The following is an 18,479-nucleotide window of genomic DNA, read 5'->3' as shown; positions in this document are numbered from 1 at the left end:
ATCTCGGCAATTGAATAACCGAGGATTCCCGCTTGTTATCCTAAAAATCCCGCATCTTCCAGGATCGCAGCTTCAATCTCACGGTTTAAGTCATTGTCTTCTACGATCAGAAGACGCTTTCCATAGAAGGTTTTCTTAGCTTCTTCCAAGGATACGGCTTCTGCATCTTTTTCCGGCTTTTCTGACAGCTTCTGATGCAATGATACAATGATTTCAGTTCCTTTTCCAACCTCAGAGGAAACATGGATTTCCCCACCCATGGCATCAATATAGCGCTTCGTAACGGCAAGTCCCAGTCCTGTACCGGTATGTCCGCTGATCGTAGCTGTGTTTTCCCGTTCAAATGGGAGGAATATCTTCTCCAGAAATGCTTTGCCTACTTTTTTACAGAAATTATACTATTTTTTGAAAAATTATGTCAATTGCTTTTACTTGTTTGACGTGTTTTCATAGAATTTTGTCGAGTTTTTATCCGCAATCATATTCTACTATTCACAGAGGTTCAAGAAATCTTCTAAGTCCTCTCTGATACCATCGTTCTCTATATCCGGCAGTAGGGATCGAAGAAAGTCAAGATCATCCTCCGAAATATAACCGGTTTCCAATATGTCCTCTACGCGGTTTCGCGTCATCTGTGCATCTGCATCATAGCGTTCCCAGTTGCTATCCTGGGCATAATCAATCAGATACTCTTTGTAAAATCGTTCTAAAGCTTCCATATAGGATGTCCTCCGTAGTGTATTTTCTCTAAGTATATCGCTTAATAGAATAGCTTTCCATACTTTTCCAAAATATCCTTATCCACTTTGGATTTCTTCATATTCCGGATCATTTGAAAGCAGATAGGAAGATCTTCGGCTTCTGGCATTTCTGTTGACTGGCTTACCCAAGCGGAAAAAATCTCTTCCTCGGTGCCTTTTACTTCATGCTCACAAAAATACTTGAACAAATCACCAGTGATAGTTTTTTTAATCTCTGCCATACAAAAATCTCCCCTTCCCTTACTTAGTCAAACAGATTGTTACGATATCCGTCTTTTCTTTCCTTGCGGACCTTAATGACACTGACAACAGCTACAATCAGCAGAACTAAAACCACCGCCACGATAACGACTGCGTATGGAATCGCCGCCTTTGCATCTTCCTGTGGCGGTGCGGGGTTTTCGGCATCTGCCGCCGTTGCAAGGCCGTCCGGAATTACGACCTGCGGCTTTGATGTGCCCAAAGTCAGATCTAAAGCAACCGTTCCATTTTCCACCAAATCAAACGTAGACGGACTCACGGTAAATTCATAATTTTCATCAGCGGATTCCGCCTTACCAATCGTATCGTGTCCGACAGGAATTTCTGCACGACCGCTCCAACCACTCTGCCGATACAGCCACAACTCCTCTTTTCTACCGCCCTCATACAGCGTGACGCGGATGTTGCTTTCGCTCCACTCCTTGTCTGGAATGGTAAGTGCTGCAGATATGTACCCGGTCTCTTCCGGGGCGGATGTTGCATACTGTTGCATTTGTTCTAAAACCTTGACCTGCTCTGAAAAGCTGTACTCTGTGCTACCCTCTTCTGATTTCTGTTCTTTTTCCTCTAATTTTTCCAATCCTGCACCATCTTCGTAGCCATAGCCTTCCTCCCAGTCGACCTCGTTTCCGAAAGAATCTGTTGCGGCGTAAGCCGGGGATGCCGCGGTACTAAGAAGTGCGGTGAGAAGCAAGGCGGTGCATAGCTTAATATGTTTCATGGGATAGTCTCCTTTCTGTGTTCGAATGAATGAGTTTCTTCTTATATTAATATGGTGACAGCTGCGGAAAATAAAAACGGATGCGATGTGGTTAGAAAAGAAAAGGCACCAGGAACAATAAATAACAAATTTCCAATGCCTTTCATATACAGAAACCGTCATGCGTGCTACAATAGCTTCATAAACCATACAAGGAGCATTAACCAATGATCGCAAATATCACGATATTATTTGTAGCCCTCTGCATCGGATTTATTGGCAGACGGATTTATGAAAATCACAGAAACCAGAACAAACCAGGAGTGCCTAAAAAGAAGAAATAGCACCTGCTGTCGCTTACCTACCGGCAATTTAAAAAAGACCCTCATATCATTTTTCAAAAAATAAAATAATAAAAGGAGCACGAAAAAGCAAGTGCTGTGTTTGCCTGCTCTGCCGCCGTCTTCAGTGTGGTCAGCTTATCATTGGTTTCGGATACCGCATCAGAGAGGAGCTTCTGCTTCTGTGCAAGCAGATCCGTATTACTGGGATCAAGCTTCAACAGCTTTTCGACATCCTTCAGCTGTGCCTGCGTATTCTTAATTTCCGAATAGACACCCTTTAGGGCTGTCTATAGTTTGGTGGTATCGCCGCCGATTTCAACGGTGATCCCCTTTATTCTGCTTGCCGCCATAGCGCACCTCCTCTCTGAAAAATGGGTATAGAAAAAGCACCGTCCAAATAAACCTTGAACGATGCTCTGATAGTTATCGGATTGTTGCTCAATCTTCTATCTCTTTATATTTTGTTTTATTGCAGTGGTCACTGCATCTATATTGAATGGCTTTGAAATGTGTCCGTTCATTCCAGAATCCAAGGATGCCTGTACATCTTCCTTGAATGCATTTGCAGATTGTGCGATGATTGGAATTTTCGCAGCGTCTGGGCGCTCCTTGCTCATTGCACGAATTGCCCTTGCCGCCTGATGCCCATTCATTTTAGGCATCAGGACATCCATTAGAATCACATCATATGTGTCTGCTGGATTGTTGGCAAAACAAGCAACTGCGTCCTGTCCGTCTACTGCACGAGTTACATGCATACCTGCTTCTTCGAGCAGCGTGGTTGCCAATTCCGCATTCAGCTCATTATCTTCTGCGAGAAGAACCTTTACTCCATTAAGGCTGACATCCTGTACCAGATTCAGCTCAGGTATCTTTTTGGGGTCTGCAAGTTCCATAGGAATTTCTACTGTAAAAGACGAACCACACTCTTTCTTGCTGTGAACCGTAATTGTACCGCCCATCAGTTCTACATATTGCTTGGAAATTGCCATTCCAAGCCCCGTTCCGGCATAGTGTGTTCGTGCGCCGTTATCCTCCTGTGAAAAGGGTTCAAACAGCCTTTTCTGAAATTCTTCACTCATACCAATGCCATTGTCTTTTACCGCATAACTGCTTACAATATGCCGTTCGTCTATGCCCGGTTTGATACTAATTTCAAAAGTAATCGTTCCGCCATCTTTTGTAAACTTGACCGAATTACTCAGAAGATTCGTCAATATCTCACGAATTTTTATCGCATCCGTCAGAACATAAAGTTCTTTGGGGATGTTGCGATGTATCTCAAATGTTAAATCCCGATTCAGCAGGAGTCCATCCACGATAGCAATCACATTATCTATTAGTACAGGCAAATTCTCCGGCTTAGGTGAGAAGCTTACCTTTCCGTTCTCGATACGGCTAAGATCCAGTACATTATTCAATAACAACAGCAGATGCTCTGAACTTATTTTTACCTTTTGCAGACTATCGTGAATTTCAGATACATTTGTCTGGTTCAGTGCAATGTCCGTAAATCCGATAATAGCATTCATAGGTGATCGAATATCATGTGACATGTTAAGTAAGAAGGATGATTTTGCTCTGTTTGCGGTCTCTGCTTTTTCCGCAGCCTCGCGCAACAAAAGCGTCTGTTCAATTTCATCTTCTCTTTTTCTTTTGTAGCCGATAAAGCAGACAGCACAAAGCAAAAACAACACGCATCCTGCCATAGCTCCAACATAAACGGATACTCTTCTTGTTCGCTTTACCAGCCCATTCACAGACTGCATATCCATTTCAATGCATAAAGCACCAACTATTTCATCCGAATCGCCCGTTAAATCGCCCGTTACAGGATAACAGGCTGTGAAAATAGGACCCCATGTCGTATCAACAATGTTCTGCGAATACACCGTCTCTCCTGAAAGAGCCTTGTTAATATACGGAATCATTTCTTCCTCAATATAGTCTCCCGGATGTCTGACATCTCCTGCGCTGGGATCCAGACCGTCCACCACATAGATCAGCCTGTTTTCTTCATTTCGGGTGGCGGTGTATAAATATCTGGTTGAATTCAACGTTCGAATTTCATTTAGAAACGAGGAAACCTGGTGATACATTTCTGTATTTTCATCAGATTGATGGCGGAGCGTGGCAAATTCTTCTCTTCCGATTTTTTCATTTACCAATTTATGGATTGCATCTGCATTTTCCATATGATTACTTCCTATTAGGAACACTGTAAATACAAGGCTTTTCGGAGCCTACAAACCAGAAAAAATAATATTTGATCTATCACATTACGCAAAAAGCCGTCCGGCATGAAAAACGGGCGGCTTTTTTGCGTGGATAGACGGAAAGGAGGCGCAAAAATAACTACAAAATTTTAGCGTTCAAATTTGTGCAACTTTAACGAAAAGGAGGATCGTAAATGGCCGATGAAAAATTGAATACTGGCCCTGCGGAGAATATTTCCCCGGAGGCCGCCGAGCCTATCATTACACCCGAACAGGCCGCAGCGTCTGAGCCCCAGCAGGAACAGACCGGGCCTGCCATACCTGAGTCCGGCGATGTGGTTGTGTCCTTTGCCAAAATCAATGAACTTATGGCGGAAAAGAGGCAGAACGCCCGCGCCGAAGTCGAAAAGGCGGAAACGCCCGAAACGCCGGAGGCGGCAGCCCCCGGAGAAACACCGCAGCCCGCCAATACGGAGGAGCCGAAAAAGTCGCGCCGTGGCCGTCCGCCGAAAGCGGAAAAGGCCGCGACTGAAAATCAGAAAGCGGAGAAATCGGCTGGGGCCCGCAAAGGCCGCCCACCCAAGGCGGATAAGGCGGCCCCTGACAAGCCCAAGCCGTCCAAACGAGACAAAGTGTCCCGAAGCGATGGAAAGGCCCCGGATGCCAAGGAGCCCGTAAAGCCCACACAGGATACGGCACCGAAGGAAGCTGCTGTGGAACAGACGGCTCCCGCGCCGACCACACCTCCCCGCCCGGTTGAGGAAGGCAAGCTGGTTTATCTGAAACTTTCCGAGGTTCATCCGTTTCACACATTCCGTCCGCACCCCTTTAAGGTACGGGACGATGCGAAGATGCAGGAAATCGTTGCTTCTATCCGCGTAAACGGTGTAATGGTTCCCGGTCTTGCCCGCCCGGAGAAAGACGGAAACGGCTATGAAATTGTAGCGGGCCATCGCCGTACTCACGGCAGTGAGCTGGCTGGACTGGAGGAAATGCCCTTTATCGTCCGTGAAATGACCGACCACGAAGCGGTACAGGCCATGAAGGACAGCAACAAGCAGCGTGACGGGATGCTCCCCAGCGAATTGGCCGCGCTGCTGGAACTCGAGGTTGAGGACATCAAGCATCAGGGCGGGCGGCTGAAAGGTGTTGCGGAAGGCGATGTCGGGAAACGCTCGGTTGAGATTGTAGGCGAGGCGCATGAAATGAACTATAAAAAAGTCATGCGCTACTTGCGGCTCAACTCCCTTGTGCCGGAGCTTCTGGATAAGGTAGACGATAAAAAGATGGGCTTCATGCCTGCCGTGGAGCTTTCCTACATCAAACCGAAAAATCAGAGGCTTATCGCTGTTTCCATTGACGGGGAGCAGGCTTCGCCCTCGCTGGCCCAGGCTAAACGGCTCCGGGAGCTGGATAAGGAAGGCAAGCTCAACGGCGATGTCATTGACGGTATCTTATCAGAACAGAAAAAGGAGGATCGAGGCGTGATTATTTCTACTGCGGAACTGGAAAAGTATTTTGGCAAGGAGGTCACTCCCGCCAAAATGAAAGAACAGATTATGTCCCTGCTGGATGACTGGAAAGAAAAACAGCCGCCGGAGCTGGCAAAAGCCCCGAAAAAGCAGGAACTTGACAAGTAACAACTTCGAGACACTTTGTCCCGAGGGCCCCGCCCTCGCGCAGAGGCTCTGGTGGTATATATCCCCCGTCGCCGCCTGTTTTTTAGTACAGCCGGGAGTGGGCCGTCAAGGGTGCAGCGCACCGCCGTTTTCGGCGGCTCGCCCTTGACGGTCTGCCCCGGCTGTGCTATTTCCCCGGCAAGCGGCGGGGATATATCCTCCAGAGCCGCCCCTTTCCCAAGACTGGGAAAGGGCGTGGGGTTTGGGTTGAACTTTCTTATTAAAATATCGGAGGTATGAACGATGAAACGACCCCTTGCTTATATCACCGCTGCATGGCTCGGCGGCGATAGCGAAAACGCAGAACTGGCGGCGCAGTATTGCCGCACCGTGTATGAGGCAGGCTTTTCTCCTATTTGCCCGCCCCTGTACTTGCCCCTGTTTCTCAATGATGCTGTTCCCGAGGAGCATAAAAGCGGCATCGACATGAGCCGTGACCTGCTCCGCCGTTCTCATGTGCTGGTTGTTTGCGGGCACAGTATGACCGAAGCCATGAAAAATGATATTGCCGTGGCCCAGCGGCTGGGAATTACGGCAACAACCCTTGAGGGCATCCTGACCGTCAAGGGACAGGGCCGCCGCTAATGGCAACCCTGTTTGAAGCTTACGTTACCAACGCCGGAAAGTACAGCGAGGGCCAGCTTGTGGGTGAAACACTGAAATTTCCCACAACCGCCCAGGAGGTGGAGGCTCTCTTGAAACGGATCGGCGTGGATGGCGTCCGCTATCAGGAAATTTTTATTACCTCTTTCGATGGGGATGTGCTGGGGCTCTATGACCATTTGAGCGAGTATGAAAATCTGGACGAGCTTAATCATCTGGCCTGCCTGCTTTCCGAGCTTACCTCATCGGAGCTGGAAACACTGGAGGCCGTCCTCGATAGCGGCGATCACTGTTCTTCGGTGCGGGACATCATCAATCTGACACAAAATCTGGACTGTTACGGCTTTTACCCCGGCGTATCCGATGAGGAAACGCTGGGGCATATTTATGTGGACGATCTGGAAATGTTGGATGTGCCGGATCAGGTAAAACCGTATTTCGATTATGAGGCGTATGGCCGGGATGCCTGCATCCACGAAAACGGCCATTTTGCCCCGGGCGGCTATGTTGTCAAAGAAAGCGATCATTTCGTGGAAGTGTATCACGGCTTGCAGGATATTCCCAAGGAGCATAAGGTATTCTCTTTCCCGAAGCTCTCTATCCGGGAGCAAATGGCCGCTTATCAGGAAATCATAGACGGTTCTTCTTTGGAGGGCTACCGTCAAATGCAGAAAAAAGACCGTGGGGATCGGTGATGGCACTTCGAGACAAATTGTCCCAAGGAAGGAGGCGGTGTAACTGATTGATGAAGATATTTCCCGGCGCACGATAGCCATATCCGTAAAAACAACCAAGCTGACGGCGCGGGGACTGGCGTATGTGCTGGGCATGGTGGGCCGGAAGATCCGCAAGGCATACCGTGGGCGGCAAGTACCGCATGGAAAACAAAGTGTGCGAAAGCTCATGGCCCACGGTACAGCCACCAACAGCATTGAGCTATCCGGGGATGCCAAGTCCTTTGACCGCGTGGCCCGGAAATGGAATGTGGACTATGCGTTCTATAAAACCGGGCCGGACAAATACCTGCTGTTTTTCAAGGCTGGACAGGCAGACGCAATGACCGCCTGCTTTTCTGAGTATTCCCGGAAGGTGTTAAGCAAAGCAAAATCGAACCGTGTTCCCATCCGGGAACAACTGCAACAGGCGGCAGATCAGCTTTCCAAAGAAAAGCCGAAGCAGAAAGAACGTGCAAAGGAGGTGACCCATGAGGACAGATAAGATCAGAAAATATCTCATTCCGAACATTCCCTATCTGTTCATCCTGTGGGCGTTCCTCAAGCTGGGAACGGCCTACCGGCTGGCGGCGGGGAACGATTTTGCACATAAGCTCATCGGGCTGGGCCAGACGATTGGCCCGGCCTTTGCTGACTTTGCACCCGGTCTTGCCCCGCTGGATTGGCTTGTTGGTATTGTAGGCGCAGTTGGTTTCCGGCTGCTGATCTATTTCAAAAGCAAGAACGCTAAGAAGTTCCGGCGGGATGCAGAATACGGCAGCGCCCGGTGGGGAACGGAAAAAGACATCAAACCGTTTGTCGATCCGAAGTTTGAAAACAACGTGATTTTGACCGGGACGGAGTTTCTCACGATGAACACCCGCCCGAAAATCCCCGCAAATGCCCGAAACCTGAATTGCTGCATCATCGGCTCGTCCGGCTCCGGCAAAACCCGCTTCTGGCTCACGCCCCAGCTTTTACAGGCTCATTCCTCTTATGTGGTGGTCGATCCCAAAGGCGGTGTGCTGGGACAGGTCGGAGCTTTCCTGCAAAAACGCGGGTACAAAATCAAGGTATTCAACAGCATAGATTTCTCAAAATCCATGCACTATAACCCGTTGGCGTATATCCGCAACGAGGCCGATATTCTGAAATTCGTGGATGCCCTGATTTCCAACACCAAGGGCGAAGGCAAGGAAGGCGATCCATTCTGGACGAAATCGGAAACGCTTTTGTACTGTGCCCTGATTGCCTACATCATTTTCGAGGGGCCTGCCGGGGATCGGAACATGAATACCCTTGTGGATATGATTTCCGGCATGGAGGTCAAGGAGGATGACGAGGACTTTATGAACGCGGTGGACTATATGTTTGCCGGGCTCGAAAAGCGCAAGCCGGATTGCTTCGCGGTCAAACAGTATAAAAAGTACAAATTGGCCAGCGGCAAGACGGCAAAAAGCATTTTGATTTCCTGCGGTGCGCGGCTGGCTCCCTTTGACATCCCGCAGCTTCGTGAAGTCATGGCCTATGACGAATTGGAACTTGACCGCATCGGAGATCGGAAAACGGCGGTATTCTTCATCATTTCCGATACCACGCAGACCTACAACTTTTTAGTGGCGCTTGCTTTTTCGCAGATGTTCAACCTCCTGTGTGAACGGGCGGACAATGTTCACGGTGGCCGCCTGCCGCACCATGTACGAGTGCTGTGGGACGAGGCAGCCAACACGGGACAGGTGCCCCAGCTCGAAAAGCTGGTCGCGGTTATCCGCTCCCGCGAGGTGAGTCTTTGCCTGCTGTATCAACAGTTGGCACAGTGCAAGGCCATTTACGATAAACACGCCGAGACAATCCTCGGCAACATGGATAGCGTGGTGTTCCTCGGTGGCCGCGAAGCCAGCACCATCAAGGAAATATCCGAGAACTGGCTGGGAAAAGCCACAATCAGTATGCAGACTGACAGCCGCTCCCGTGGTCAGTCGGAAAGCTACAGTCAAAATACCCAGCGGCTGGGCCGGGAACTGATGACCCCAGCCGAACTTGCAACCATGCCGGGAGACAAATGTATTTTGCAGCTTCGGGGCCTGCCCCCGTTTTTCTCTCCCAAGTATGATCTGAAACGGCATCCGAACTACCGTTATACGGCGGAGGCCGATAAACAGAAAAACGCTTTTGACCTCGACAGGCTCATTAACCGCCGCAGGCGGCCCCGGCTGAACGAGGCGTGCACGATGTATGAGGTGACTGTGCCGGACGATGCGCTCACGGAAGAGGACGAGGACATCCTCAACTATGATGACATCGACGATCCAGACGCCTTTGCATAAACGCTTCGAGACAAAGTGTCCCGAAGTTTGTAACCTGCCGCCTGCAAGGGCGGCTTTTTTGTTACCGGGAAAATCCCGGAGAAATGGAGGCTTATATGGCATTTTTCTCATCTGCAATCGACACTTTACAGACCCTCGTTATTGCTCTCGGTGCTGGCCTTGGCGTGTGGGGCGTGGTTAATCTGCTGGAGGGCTACGGCTCGGATAACCCGGGCTCCAAGTCCCAGGGCATGAAGCAGCTCATGGCGGGCGGCGGCATCATCGTCATTGGCACCACACTGATCCCTCTGCTGTCTGGCCTGTTTTAAGGTAGGCGCTTATGGATTTTCTCACCGACTGGCTCACAAACTGGCTCAAAGAGCTTCTGATTGGCGGGATCATGGGGAACCTCGAAGGGCTTTTTGATACTGTCAATACCCAAGTCGGAGAGATTGCGGCACAGGTAGGGACTACCCCGGCGGCGTGGCACGCCGGGGTTTTCTCCCTGATCCGACAGCTTTCCGAAACGGTGATCCTGCCGATTGCCGGAATGGTGCTGACCTTTGTTGCCACTTATGAGCTCATACAGATGCTTTTGGAAAAGAACAATATGCACGAGGTTGACGTTGCGAACCTCTATAAATGGATGTTCAAAACAGCCTGTGCAATCCTGATCCTGTCAAATACATTCAATATCGTCATGGCCGTGTTCGATGTCTCGCAGAGCGTCATCGCGCAGGCAGGCGGGCTCATTCAAGGCTCTACCGATGTTTCGGCGGATATGCTTGCTGAACTGGAAACCTCGCTGGAGGCGATGGACTTGGGGCCGCTTTTGGGGCTGTGGCTGCAGTCTGCGCTCATTGGCTTCACGATGAAGGCGATGGGAATTATCATTTTCGTTTTGGTGTATGGCAGGATGCTGGAAATCTATCTGCTGACCAGTCTGGCCCCCATCCCCGTTGCTACGCTTTCCAACCGGGAGCTTGGCGGCACCGGGCAGAACTACATCAAGTCCCTGTTTGCCGTGGGCTTTCAAGGGCTGCTGATCCTTGTATGTGTTGCAATTTACGCAGTGCTCATTCAAGGCATCGCAACAGGCGGCGATCCCATTGGGGCGATTTGGGGAACTGTGGGCTACACGGTTCTGCTTTGCTTCATGCTCTTTAAGACCGGGAGCATTGCCCAGCGTATCTTTGGCGCTCATTAACAGGAGGTGGTGCTTATGCCGAGAAGATACGGGGCAGACGGAACGCGCTTATGGAATGGAAAAACGCCGGAGGAGTTTACTGAGGCAGACGCTTACCGCTTTATGGCGGAAACAGAGGCCGTCCTGCAAAGAAAAGAGTTGATGGACGACCCCGCCCAGCCCGCTCCGGCAAGCGGAAAGGAGGAATTTTATCTGAGTAAGAAAGACGATGTATTGCTGACCCCGGAGCAGATTGCTGCGGAGGAACGGCGCTGGCTGTTTGATGCTCCCATCGCGGAGCTTGCAGAAGTCAAGGGCGTTAGCATTGATGAGGCAGTAAAAATGCGGACAGATGCTGTCTTGCAGGAGGCGGTTGTTCCGATCACGGTATCTGTCCGCCCGATTGAGCCGCAGGGAAAACTGATCGGCTTCGCCAGCGTCAATTTTGGCGGTGTGGTCATCGACGATTTTAAGGTTGTGGACGGGAAAAATGGGATTTTCCTCGGCGCTCCCTCTAAACCTGATCCTGCCAGCCGGACGGGATACCGGGCTACGGTTCGGATTCCTGACCGTGCCATACAGGAACGGATCAATGCGGCTGGTGTGGAGGCGTATCATGCGGCGGTGGAACAGCTTGTTGCACGGGCCCAGGCGGTACGGCCTGCCCCGATCAAGGAGCAGATGGCCGAGGCCGCGAAACAAGCTGGAAAAGAAAATGCCGCCCGTCCTGCGCCTGCCAAGGCAAAGGAGGCCCGCAATGACCGATAGCCGCACTTTGGGACAAAGTGTCCCGAAGGAGGGCTTGTTTCTCATGGACGGCATCGAGGGCCTGCGTTCTTTGCCAAAACATAGCGTGGATATGCTGCTGACTGATCCGCCCTACGGCACAACCCGGAATTATTGGGATGTGCCCCTGCCGCTCCCGGAGCTGTGGGAGGCGGTGAAATGGGCGGTCAAGCCGAATGGCGCAGTGCTGTTTTTCGCACAGTGCCCCTTTGACAAGGTGCTGGGCGCATCCAACCTCGCCATGCTCCGCTATGAGTGGATTTGGTACAAGGAGCGCGGAACGGGCTTTCTCAATGCAAACCGGGCTCCACTGAAAAAGTCCGAGAATATCTTGGTGTTTTACCAGAAGTCCCCGGTCTACAATCCGCAGTTTACTTATGGCAAGCCTTATGCCCGCGTTCATTCCCGAAGCGGTACAAGCTCCAACTATGGGAAATTTGAACGGCAGGGATCGGAGTCCAACGATGGCCGCCGCTATCCCGGAAATGTACTTTTTGTGCCTACGGTGTCCGGCGGCATTCACCCCACGCAGAAGCCCGTGGAGCTCTGCGAGTATCTGATCCGCACCTATACCCACCCCGGCGAATTGGTCGCGGACATTTGCGCGGGCTCCGGCACAACCGCGATTGCAGCTATCAACACAGAACGCCGCTTTGTATGCTTTGAAACGGCCCCGGCCTTTTATGCCGCCGCCAGTGAGCGCATCCGTGCGGCGCAGGCAGTAAAAAGCTCCGGCGAGAAAGGAGTGTAATTATCCAGCAGTATTCTATCATTTACGCCGATCCCCCTTGGCGCTACTCGGCTAAGAAAGTGCAGGGCGCGGCGGAAAATCATTATCCCACTATGAGCATTGAGGATTTATGTGCGTTGCCTGTGGCTGATCTTGCAGCCCCGGACAGCGCACTCTTTTTATGGGCTACTTTCCCGCAGCTCCCGGAGGCGCTCCGGCTGATCGAGGCTTGGGGCTTCACCTACAAAAGCGTTGCTTTCGTCTGGCTGAAAAAGAACAAGAAGGCGGATAGCTGGTTTTACGGCCTTGGCTTCTGGACAAGGGGCAATGCAGAAATCTGCCTGCTGGCAACCAAGGGACATCCAAAGCGGCAGGCTGCCAACATTCATCAATTCATCATTTCCCCGATTGAAGCCCATAGCAAAAAGCCGGACGAGGCCCGCGCCAAAATCATTTCCCTGATGGGCGATCTGCCCCGCGTGGAGCTCTTTGCCAGGCAGACCCCGCCCGGCTGGGCTGTATGGGGAAATGAAGTAACACCAACCATCCCGGACTTTGGGACACATTGTCCCGAAGTACAGAAAGGAGTGTGATCTATGCCCTATGTAAACGTACCAAACGATTTATCCAAAATCAAAACAAAGATGGCTTTCAACCTCACCAAACGCCAGCTTGTCTGCTTCGGCAGCGCGGGCGCAGTGGGGATTCCGGCCTATCTGCTGACCCGTGGCACCCTCGGCAATACCGGGGCGATGTTTCTCATGCTGGGAATTATGCTCCCGGCGTTCCTGCTGGCCATGTATGAAAAGGACGGCTTACCCTTTGAAAAGGTGGTGCGGAATATCATCCGGGCCAAGTTTCTAAGGCCGGGGATCAGGGCCTACCGAACCGAAAACATTTATGCGCCCTTTGCCGGGCCGGGCGCTGGAAAGGAGGATGTGATTGAAAAACACAAAGAAAAAAAACGGAGCCGCCGCCAAGGGTAAAGGCCGGGCGACCCTGTCTGCCCAACAGACAATCCCGTATCTGTCCATGCACCCGGACGGTGTGTGCAAGCTCCCGGGCGGGCTCTATACAAAAACCGTGGAATATGAGGACATCAATTACTCCGTGGCATCCACCGAGGATCAGACTGCCATATTCAGCGGATGGAGCTCATTTCTCAACTACTTTGACAGTTCGCTGCCGTTCCAGCTTTCCTTTATCAACCGCCGTTCCCATTCCCGCAGCCGCTATCAGGTCAATATCCCGAAAGCGGATGACAACTATAACAGCGTCCGGGATGAGTTTACCGGGATGCTGAAAAATCAGATTGCCAAAAGCAATAACGGCATTGAACGCTCAAAATACATTACCTTTGGCATACCCGCCGAGGGGATTGCGGAGGCACGGCCCCGTCTGGAGCGTGTGGAGGCTGATGTCATGGGAAACTTTAAGCGGCTGGGCGTTCCCTCGGAGCCGATGGACGGGCGGGCCCGCCTTGCGCTGCTTCATAGCCAGATGCATCCGGGGAGCCGCGAGGCGTTTCGCTTTTCGTGGAAAGACATCCCGCAGACCGGGCTCGGCACAAAAGACTTTATTGCCCCGGACAGCCTCGACTTCCGCCAGTCCCGCACATTCCGTATTGGCCAGTATTGGGGCGCGGTGTCCTACTTGCAGATTATGGCATCGGAGCTTTCGGATAAGCTGCTGGCGGAAATCTTGGAGCTGGATGCTGAAATGACCGTGACCATGCACATTCAGACCGTGGATCAGCTCAAGGCAATTAAGACCATCAAGGGGAAAATCTCGGACATCGGAAAAATGAAAGTGGAGGAACAGAGAAAGGCTGTGCGCTCCGGCTATGACCCGGATATTCTTCCCCCTGACCTGATTACATTCAGCAAGGACGCAGCGGAACTTCTGGCTGATTTGCAATCCCGCAATGAGCGAATGTTTCTGCTGACCTTTACGGTGGTAAACCTTGCTCCTAACCGCCAGCGGCTGGAAAACGATGTGTTTACCGTGGGCGGTATCGCGCAGAAATACAACTGCGCTCTGCGCCGTCTGGACTGGCAACAGGAACAGGGCTTTGTTTCCTCGTTGGCCCTTGGTTACAACGAGGTAGAAATCCAGCGCGGTATGACCACCAGCTCCACAGCCATCTTTATTCCTTTTATGACAAGGGAGCTCCGCATGGCTGGGCAGGCCCTCTACTATGGCATGAACGCACTTTCTCACAATGTCATCATGGCTGACCGCAAAAAGCTGAAATCGGCAAACGGGATGTATTTGGGCTCTACGGGCTCCGGCAAGAGCTTTGCCGCAAAGCGCGAGCTCTTGAATGTGTTTCTCACCATCCCGCAGGATCGGATCATCGTGGTTGACCCGATGGGCGAATACGCTCCACTGGTGCGAAGGCTGGGCGGCCAGGTGATCGAGATTGCCCCGGACAGCCCGCACCACCTCAATCCGATGGATGTGGAGCTCAATATGGCCGCCGGAGAAAGCCCGCTTTCCATGAAGGCGGATTTTCTTTTGTCCCTATGCGAGCTGGTGGTCGGCGGCAAGGAAGGCTTGCAGCCCATTGAAAAGACGGTCATTGACCGCTGTGTGCGTTTGGTGTACCGGGAACAGGCGCTCGGACTGGAAACTGCAAAAACACCGCTGTTGCAGGATTTGTACGAAGAGCTCTTACGCCAGCCGGAGCCCGAAGCCCGGCGCGTGGCAACTGCCTTAGAGCTTTATTGCACAGGCTCCCTCAATCTCTTTAACCATCCTACCAACGTCAAGACGGACAGCCGTGTGGTGTGCATCGTTCTGAAAAACATGGGCGAAAACCTTAGAAAGATTGCAATGCACATCACAAATGAGTTTGTTTCGCAGGCGGTGGATCAGAACTTCCACGAGGGTGCGGCGACTTGGTGCTACTTTGACGAGTTTCATATCCTGCTCCGTGATCCGCTGACAGCCAGCTACTTTGTGGCAGTCTGGAAAATGCTGCGTAAAAAAGGATGTGTGCCGTCTGCTTTGACGCAGAACGTCAAAGACCTTTTGGCCAGCCGGGAAATCGAGAACATTCTGGACAACACGGATTTTATGATTCTACTTTCGCAGGCGCAGAGTGACCGTACCATTCTGGCAAAACAGCTCGGTATTTCCGAGCATCAGCTTTCCTATATCACACACAGCAATTCCGGCGAGGGGCTGTTGTTCTATGGAAATGTAACCATTCCGTTTGTGGATCGGTTCCCTCGCGGAGAAATCTATGACCTGCTGACTACCCGCCCGGAGGATATGAAGAATGAAACGAAAAACGAATAAGACCAAGGAGGAGGCTTGGTCGCAGACCGCCCACGCCCCTGACGGGGAACAGCCTGGGCCGGAGGCTTCCGACACTTCGGGACAAAGTGTCCCGAAGTCCAAGTTCCGCAAAAAGAGCCAGCAGGAACAGGCTGCGGCGGCAAAGCTCCACATGGAGTCCCAAGGCGAAAAACTGGAACAGGCCCGGGAGAAGCTGGCAAAGCAAAAGCCGCCGAAAAAGCCCGGCCCGGTAAAACGCATAGGCCGTGTTGCCAGCGGTTCCGTTCACAGCTTCGTGCATGGCAAGATTTTTGAAGTGGAACAGGAAAATGTCGGCACGGAAGGCGCACACCGTTCTGAGCTTGTGGGAGAAACCGCGCTGCGGCACGGCTCCCGCTTTGTGCGCCGTAAAGTCCGGGAACATCCGGCAAAAGTGGTACGCAAGGCCGAGGCCCGCTATACCAAATACACGGCGGACTACCATTTTCACACCGCCGCACAGGAGCACCCGGAGCTGACGAAAAATGCCCTTACCCGCTACTGGCAAAAGCAACGGCTTCGCAGGCAATACCGCAAGCAGGCAAAGGAGGCTGCAAAGCAGGGCGCGGCTGCGGCTGGGAAAACTGCCACAGCCACAGAACGCCTGACCGCCCGGGCAGTGGAATTTGTCAAAAGTCATCCCGCAGGTGCCGTGGTTGCGGTGCTCTGTGTGTTACTCCTGTTTGCTATGCAGTCCTGTTCCTCTACCATGCTTATGCTGGGGAACGCCGGGGCCGGTGCATTAGGGGCCAGCACCTATCCTTGCGAGGATCGGGATATGCTGGCCGCCGAAGCTGCCTACTGTGCGCTGGAAGATGATTTGCAGCATTATCTGGACACCTATGAAAGCACCCATGACTATGACGAATACCACTTCGATCTGGACGAAATCGAACATGACCCCTATGTGCTGCTTTCTCTTTTGTGTGCGCTCCATGAGGGGCAATGGACAATAGACGAAGTACAGGGAACGCTGCAAATGCTGTTTGACCGCCAGTATATTCTCACGGAGGATGTAGTGGTGGAAACCCGGTATCGCACGGAAACCGACACATGGACGGACGAGGATGGCAACTCCCATACGGACACCTATCAGGTGCCTTACGATTATTACATCTGTACGGTCACGCTGGAAAATTTTGATTTGTCCCATGTGCCTGTATACGTTATGGGTGAGGATCAGCTTTCCCGGTATGCCATCTATATGGCAACGCTGGGAAACCGTCCTGACCTGTTTCCGGATTCTCCCTATGTGAACAAGTACATTACCGGGAAACCCGGTGATTACGAAGTGCCCGGAGAATATCTGGACGATGAAACCTTTGCCGCGATGCTTGCCGAGGCGCAGAAATATATCGGCTATCCCTATGTGTGGGGCGGCAGTTCTCCTGCCACTTCCTTTGATTGCTCGGGGTACGTTTCGTGGGTCATCAATCACTCCGGCTGGAATGTGGGCAGGCTGGGAGCCCAGGGGCTCTATAACATCTGTACGCCGACCAGTTCTCCCAAACCCGGTGATCTGGTGTTCTTCAAAGGCACCTATGACACGCCGGGCGTGAGCCATTGCGGGATTTATGTCTGTGATGGAAAAATGCTGCATTGCGGAGATCCCATCGGCTACGCAAATTTGAATACAAGCTACTGGCAATCTCATTTTTACGCCTACGGGCGTTTACCGTGACAGGAGGTTTTGAAATGGCAACTACCAAAAGCATGAAAATTCAGGCCGAGATTGATAAGGTCAAGGCCAAAATCAGTGAACAGCAGGCCCGGCTCAAGGAGCTGGAGCAGAAAAAGCTGGAGGCGGAAAACAGCGAGATCGTGGACATTGTGCGCGGTATGAGCATTTCCCTTACGGAGCTCCCGCTGCTGTTTGAAAAGCTGAAGGACGGAGGTACTTTGGGACAAAGTGTCCCGAAGTCCGAAGAAGAAAAGGAGGAAAACTGAATATGAAACACTTTCGTATGTTGGCGGCGGGGCTTTGCTCCGCCGTTCTTTTATGCGGCTTTGCGATTCCGGCCTATGCCTATTCGGACGGCGGAAATGAGGAACCGCCTGTTGTGGAAGAAACTCCGGCCCCGGAGCCAGCGCCTACCATTACCCCGGGCGAGGGCTTTTCGGAGGATGGAAACCTTGTGACCCGCGATCTGCTCTACGATGCCGCAACCAACAAACAGTTCATCACGGTGGAAACCAGCGGCGGCAACACCTTTTACATTGTCATTGACTATGACAAGCCTGTGGACGAGGACGGCGAACAGTATCACACCTACTTTTTGAACATGGTGGATGAAGCCGATCTGCTGGCGGCACTGGAGGCCGCTGGCGGAGAACTTCCGGCCTGCTCCTGCACAGAAAAATGTGCGCCCGGAGCCATCCATACGGATTGCGAGGTCTGCGCGGTCAACATGACCGAGTGTGCTGGCACAGCTCCCGAACCCGCCCCGGTGACGGAACCTGCGGAGGAGCCGGAACCCGAGCCCCAGCAGAAAAGCAATACCGGGATGCTTCTGCTGATTTTGGCAGTGGCTGTTCTGGGCGGCGGTGCAGGCTGGTACTTCAAAATTTACCGCCCGAAGCATGAAAAAGCTGCTGTACCCGAAGAAGATTATAGTGAGGAACTGGCTGATTATGACGATTCCGAGGACGATGGGCCGCCTTGGGACGAGGACGATACCGAAAGCGAGGATAATGAATGAGATTTACCAACAACCCCTATGAGGGATTTATGAAAGAAAAAAGCTACTTTAAGGGTGTGCCGCCAAGCCTGCCGCCGAAGGGCTCCCGTTGTGACGGCTGCCCTTACTGGCGCGGGATCGGCTGCGTGTTCTGCTACCGGGAGCAGCTCAAACCACCGGGCAACGGGAGGTGAT

The 18,479-nt window shown here is 52.0% G+C and carries 21 protein-coding genes and 1 pseudogene; 16 read left to right on the top strand and 6 right to left on the bottom strand.

The annotated features are described in order from the left end of the window. Positions 1-35: 35 nt before the first annotated feature. The 6 genes and pseudogenes from DW922_RS15380 to DW922_RS15355 all read right to left on the bottom strand — a co-directional run bounded on the left by DW922_RS15380 (position 36) and on the right by DW922_RS15355 (position 4,261). Positions 36-356 carry an ATP-binding protein gene (locus DW922_RS15380; protein ID WP_279221154.1) on the bottom strand — a complete coding sequence of 107 codons (321 nt, stop codon included), beginning with the start codon at positions 354-356 and terminating at the stop codon, positions 36-38. A gap of 132 nt (positions 357-488) precedes the next feature. After that, on the bottom strand, positions 489-719 hold the full coding sequence (locus DW922_RS15375) for a hypothetical protein (protein ID WP_118727035.1): 231 nt from the start codon (positions 717-719) through the stop codon (positions 489-491). Between the two features lie 41 nt (positions 720-760). Then, positions 761-982 carry a hypothetical protein gene (locus DW922_RS15370; RefSeq protein WP_118727034.1) on the bottom strand — a complete coding sequence of 74 codons (222 nt, stop codon included), beginning with the start codon at positions 980-982 and terminating at the stop codon, positions 761-763. A 23-nt stretch (positions 983-1,005) separates the two neighbouring features. After that, positions 1,006-1,743, bottom strand: a complete 738-nt coding sequence (locus DW922_RS15365) for a hypothetical protein (RefSeq protein ID WP_118727033.1) — start codon at positions 1,741-1,743, stop codon at positions 1,006-1,008. A 409-nt stretch (positions 1,744-2,152) separates the two neighbouring features. After that, a pseudogene (locus DW922_RS15360) lies at positions 2,153-2,416 on the bottom strand (hypothetical protein); the annotation flags it as partial. Positions 2,417-2,512: 96 nt separating this feature from the next. Continuing rightward, entirely contained in the window at positions 2,513-4,261 is a 1,749-nt protein-coding gene (locus DW922_RS15355) for an ATP-binding protein (protein ID WP_118727032.1), read from the bottom strand. A 215-nt stretch (positions 4,262-4,476) separates the two neighbouring features. Between DW922_RS15355 and DW922_RS15350 the strand changes: the two genes are divergently transcribed. From DW922_RS15350 to DW922_RS17760, 16 genes are all read left to right on the top strand, one after another. Next, positions 4,477-5,922 carry a ParB/RepB/Spo0J family partition protein gene (locus tag DW922_RS15350; protein ID WP_118727031.1) on the top strand — a complete coding sequence of 482 codons (1,446 nt, stop codon included), beginning with the start codon at positions 4,477-4,479 and terminating at the stop codon, positions 5,920-5,922. Positions 5,923-6,204: 282 nt separating this feature from the next. After that, positions 6,205-6,546: a hypothetical protein gene (locus DW922_RS15345; protein WP_003020223.1), complete on the top strand. Its 342-nt coding sequence runs from the start codon at positions 6,205-6,207 to the stop codon at positions 6,544-6,546. After that, the gene (locus DW922_RS15340) at positions 6,546-7,259 is read left to right on the top strand and encodes an antirestriction protein ArdA (protein WP_118727030.1); all 714 of its coding nucleotides are present in this window, start codon (positions 6,546-6,548) and stop codon (positions 7,257-7,259) included. The genes DW922_RS15345 and DW922_RS15340 overlap by 1 nt, the downstream gene beginning before the upstream one ends. Before the next feature lie 100 nt (positions 7,260-7,359). Further along, positions 7,360-7,782 (top strand): PcfB family protein, encoded by a 423-nt coding sequence (locus DW922_RS15335; RefSeq protein WP_347560328.1) that lies wholly within the window; start codon positions 7,360-7,362, stop codon positions 7,780-7,782. Further along, positions 7,769-9,604: a VirD4-like conjugal transfer protein, CD1115 family gene (locus DW922_RS15330; protein WP_118727028.1), complete on the top strand. Its 1,836-nt coding sequence runs from the start codon at positions 7,769-7,771 to the stop codon at positions 9,602-9,604. The genes DW922_RS15335 and DW922_RS15330 overlap by 14 nt, the downstream gene beginning before the upstream one ends. 95 nt (positions 9,605-9,699) lie before the next feature. Next, on the top strand, positions 9,700-9,912 hold the full coding sequence (locus DW922_RS15325) for a Maff2 family mobile element protein (RefSeq protein ID WP_044963257.1): 213 nt from the start codon (positions 9,700-9,702) through the stop codon (positions 9,910-9,912). Positions 9,913-9,923: 11 nt separating this feature from the next. Then, positions 9,924-10,790 (top strand): VirB6/TrbL-like conjugal transfer protein, CD1112 family, encoded by an 867-nt coding sequence (locus DW922_RS15320; protein WP_055228200.1) that lies wholly within the window; start codon positions 9,924-9,926, stop codon positions 10,788-10,790. A 15-nt stretch (positions 10,791-10,805) separates the two neighbouring features. Continuing rightward, positions 10,806-11,537, top strand: coding sequence for a septation protein SpoVG family protein (locus DW922_RS15315; protein WP_087989533.1), 732 nt, complete (start codon positions 10,806-10,808; stop codon positions 11,535-11,537). After that, a complete protein-coding gene (locus DW922_RS15310; RefSeq protein ID WP_118727027.1) occupies positions 11,527-12,306 on the top strand; it encodes a site-specific DNA-methyltransferase in 780 nt (259 codons plus the stop codon). Before DW922_RS15315 ends, DW922_RS15310 begins: the two co-directional genes overlap by 11 nt. Before the next feature lie 2 nt (positions 12,307-12,308). Then, a complete protein-coding gene (locus tag DW922_RS15305; RefSeq protein WP_257319276.1) occupies positions 12,309-12,878 on the top strand; it encodes an MT-A70 family methyltransferase in 570 nt (189 codons plus the stop codon). A gap of 3 nt (positions 12,879-12,881) precedes the next feature. Further along, the gene (locus DW922_RS15300) at positions 12,882-13,271 is read left to right on the top strand and encodes a PrgI family protein (protein ID WP_097786401.1); all 390 of its coding nucleotides are present in this window, start codon (positions 12,882-12,884) and stop codon (positions 13,269-13,271) included. Positions 13,272-13,317: 46 nt separating this feature from the next. Beyond that, the gene (locus DW922_RS15295) at positions 13,318-15,588 is read left to right on the top strand and encodes a VirB4-like conjugal transfer ATPase, CD1110 family (RefSeq protein ID WP_003020346.1); all 2,271 of its coding nucleotides are present in this window, start codon (positions 13,318-13,320) and stop codon (positions 15,586-15,588) included. Next, positions 15,569-17,287 (top strand): C40 family peptidase, encoded by a 1,719-nt coding sequence (locus DW922_RS15290; RefSeq protein WP_118727026.1) that lies wholly within the window; start codon positions 15,569-15,571, stop codon positions 17,285-17,287. The genes DW922_RS15295 and DW922_RS15290 overlap by 20 nt, the downstream gene beginning before the upstream one ends. A 14-nt stretch (positions 17,288-17,301) precedes the next feature. Beyond that, positions 17,302-17,553: a DUF4315 family protein gene (locus DW922_RS15285; protein WP_015563850.1), complete on the top strand. Its 252-nt coding sequence runs from the start codon at positions 17,302-17,304 to the stop codon at positions 17,551-17,553. A gap of 2 nt (positions 17,554-17,555) precedes the next feature. Further along, positions 17,556-18,305, top strand: coding sequence for a DUF4366 domain-containing protein (locus DW922_RS15280; protein WP_118727025.1), 750 nt, complete (start codon positions 17,556-17,558; stop codon positions 18,303-18,305). Next, positions 18,302-18,478 carry a hypothetical protein gene (locus DW922_RS17760; RefSeq protein WP_014080211.1) on the top strand — a complete coding sequence of 59 codons (177 nt, stop codon included), beginning with the start codon at positions 18,302-18,304 and terminating at the stop codon, positions 18,476-18,478. The genes DW922_RS15280 and DW922_RS17760 overlap by 4 nt, the downstream gene beginning before the upstream one ends. The last annotated feature ends 1 nt before the right edge of the window (position 18,479 follow it).

This window comes from Clostridium sp. AM42-4 (genome assembly GCF_003480105.1).
Classification (GTDB): Bacteria; Bacillota; Clostridia; order Lachnospirales; family Lachnospiraceae; genus Brotaphodocola.
This window is presented reverse-complemented; position numbering and strand designations above follow the sequence as displayed.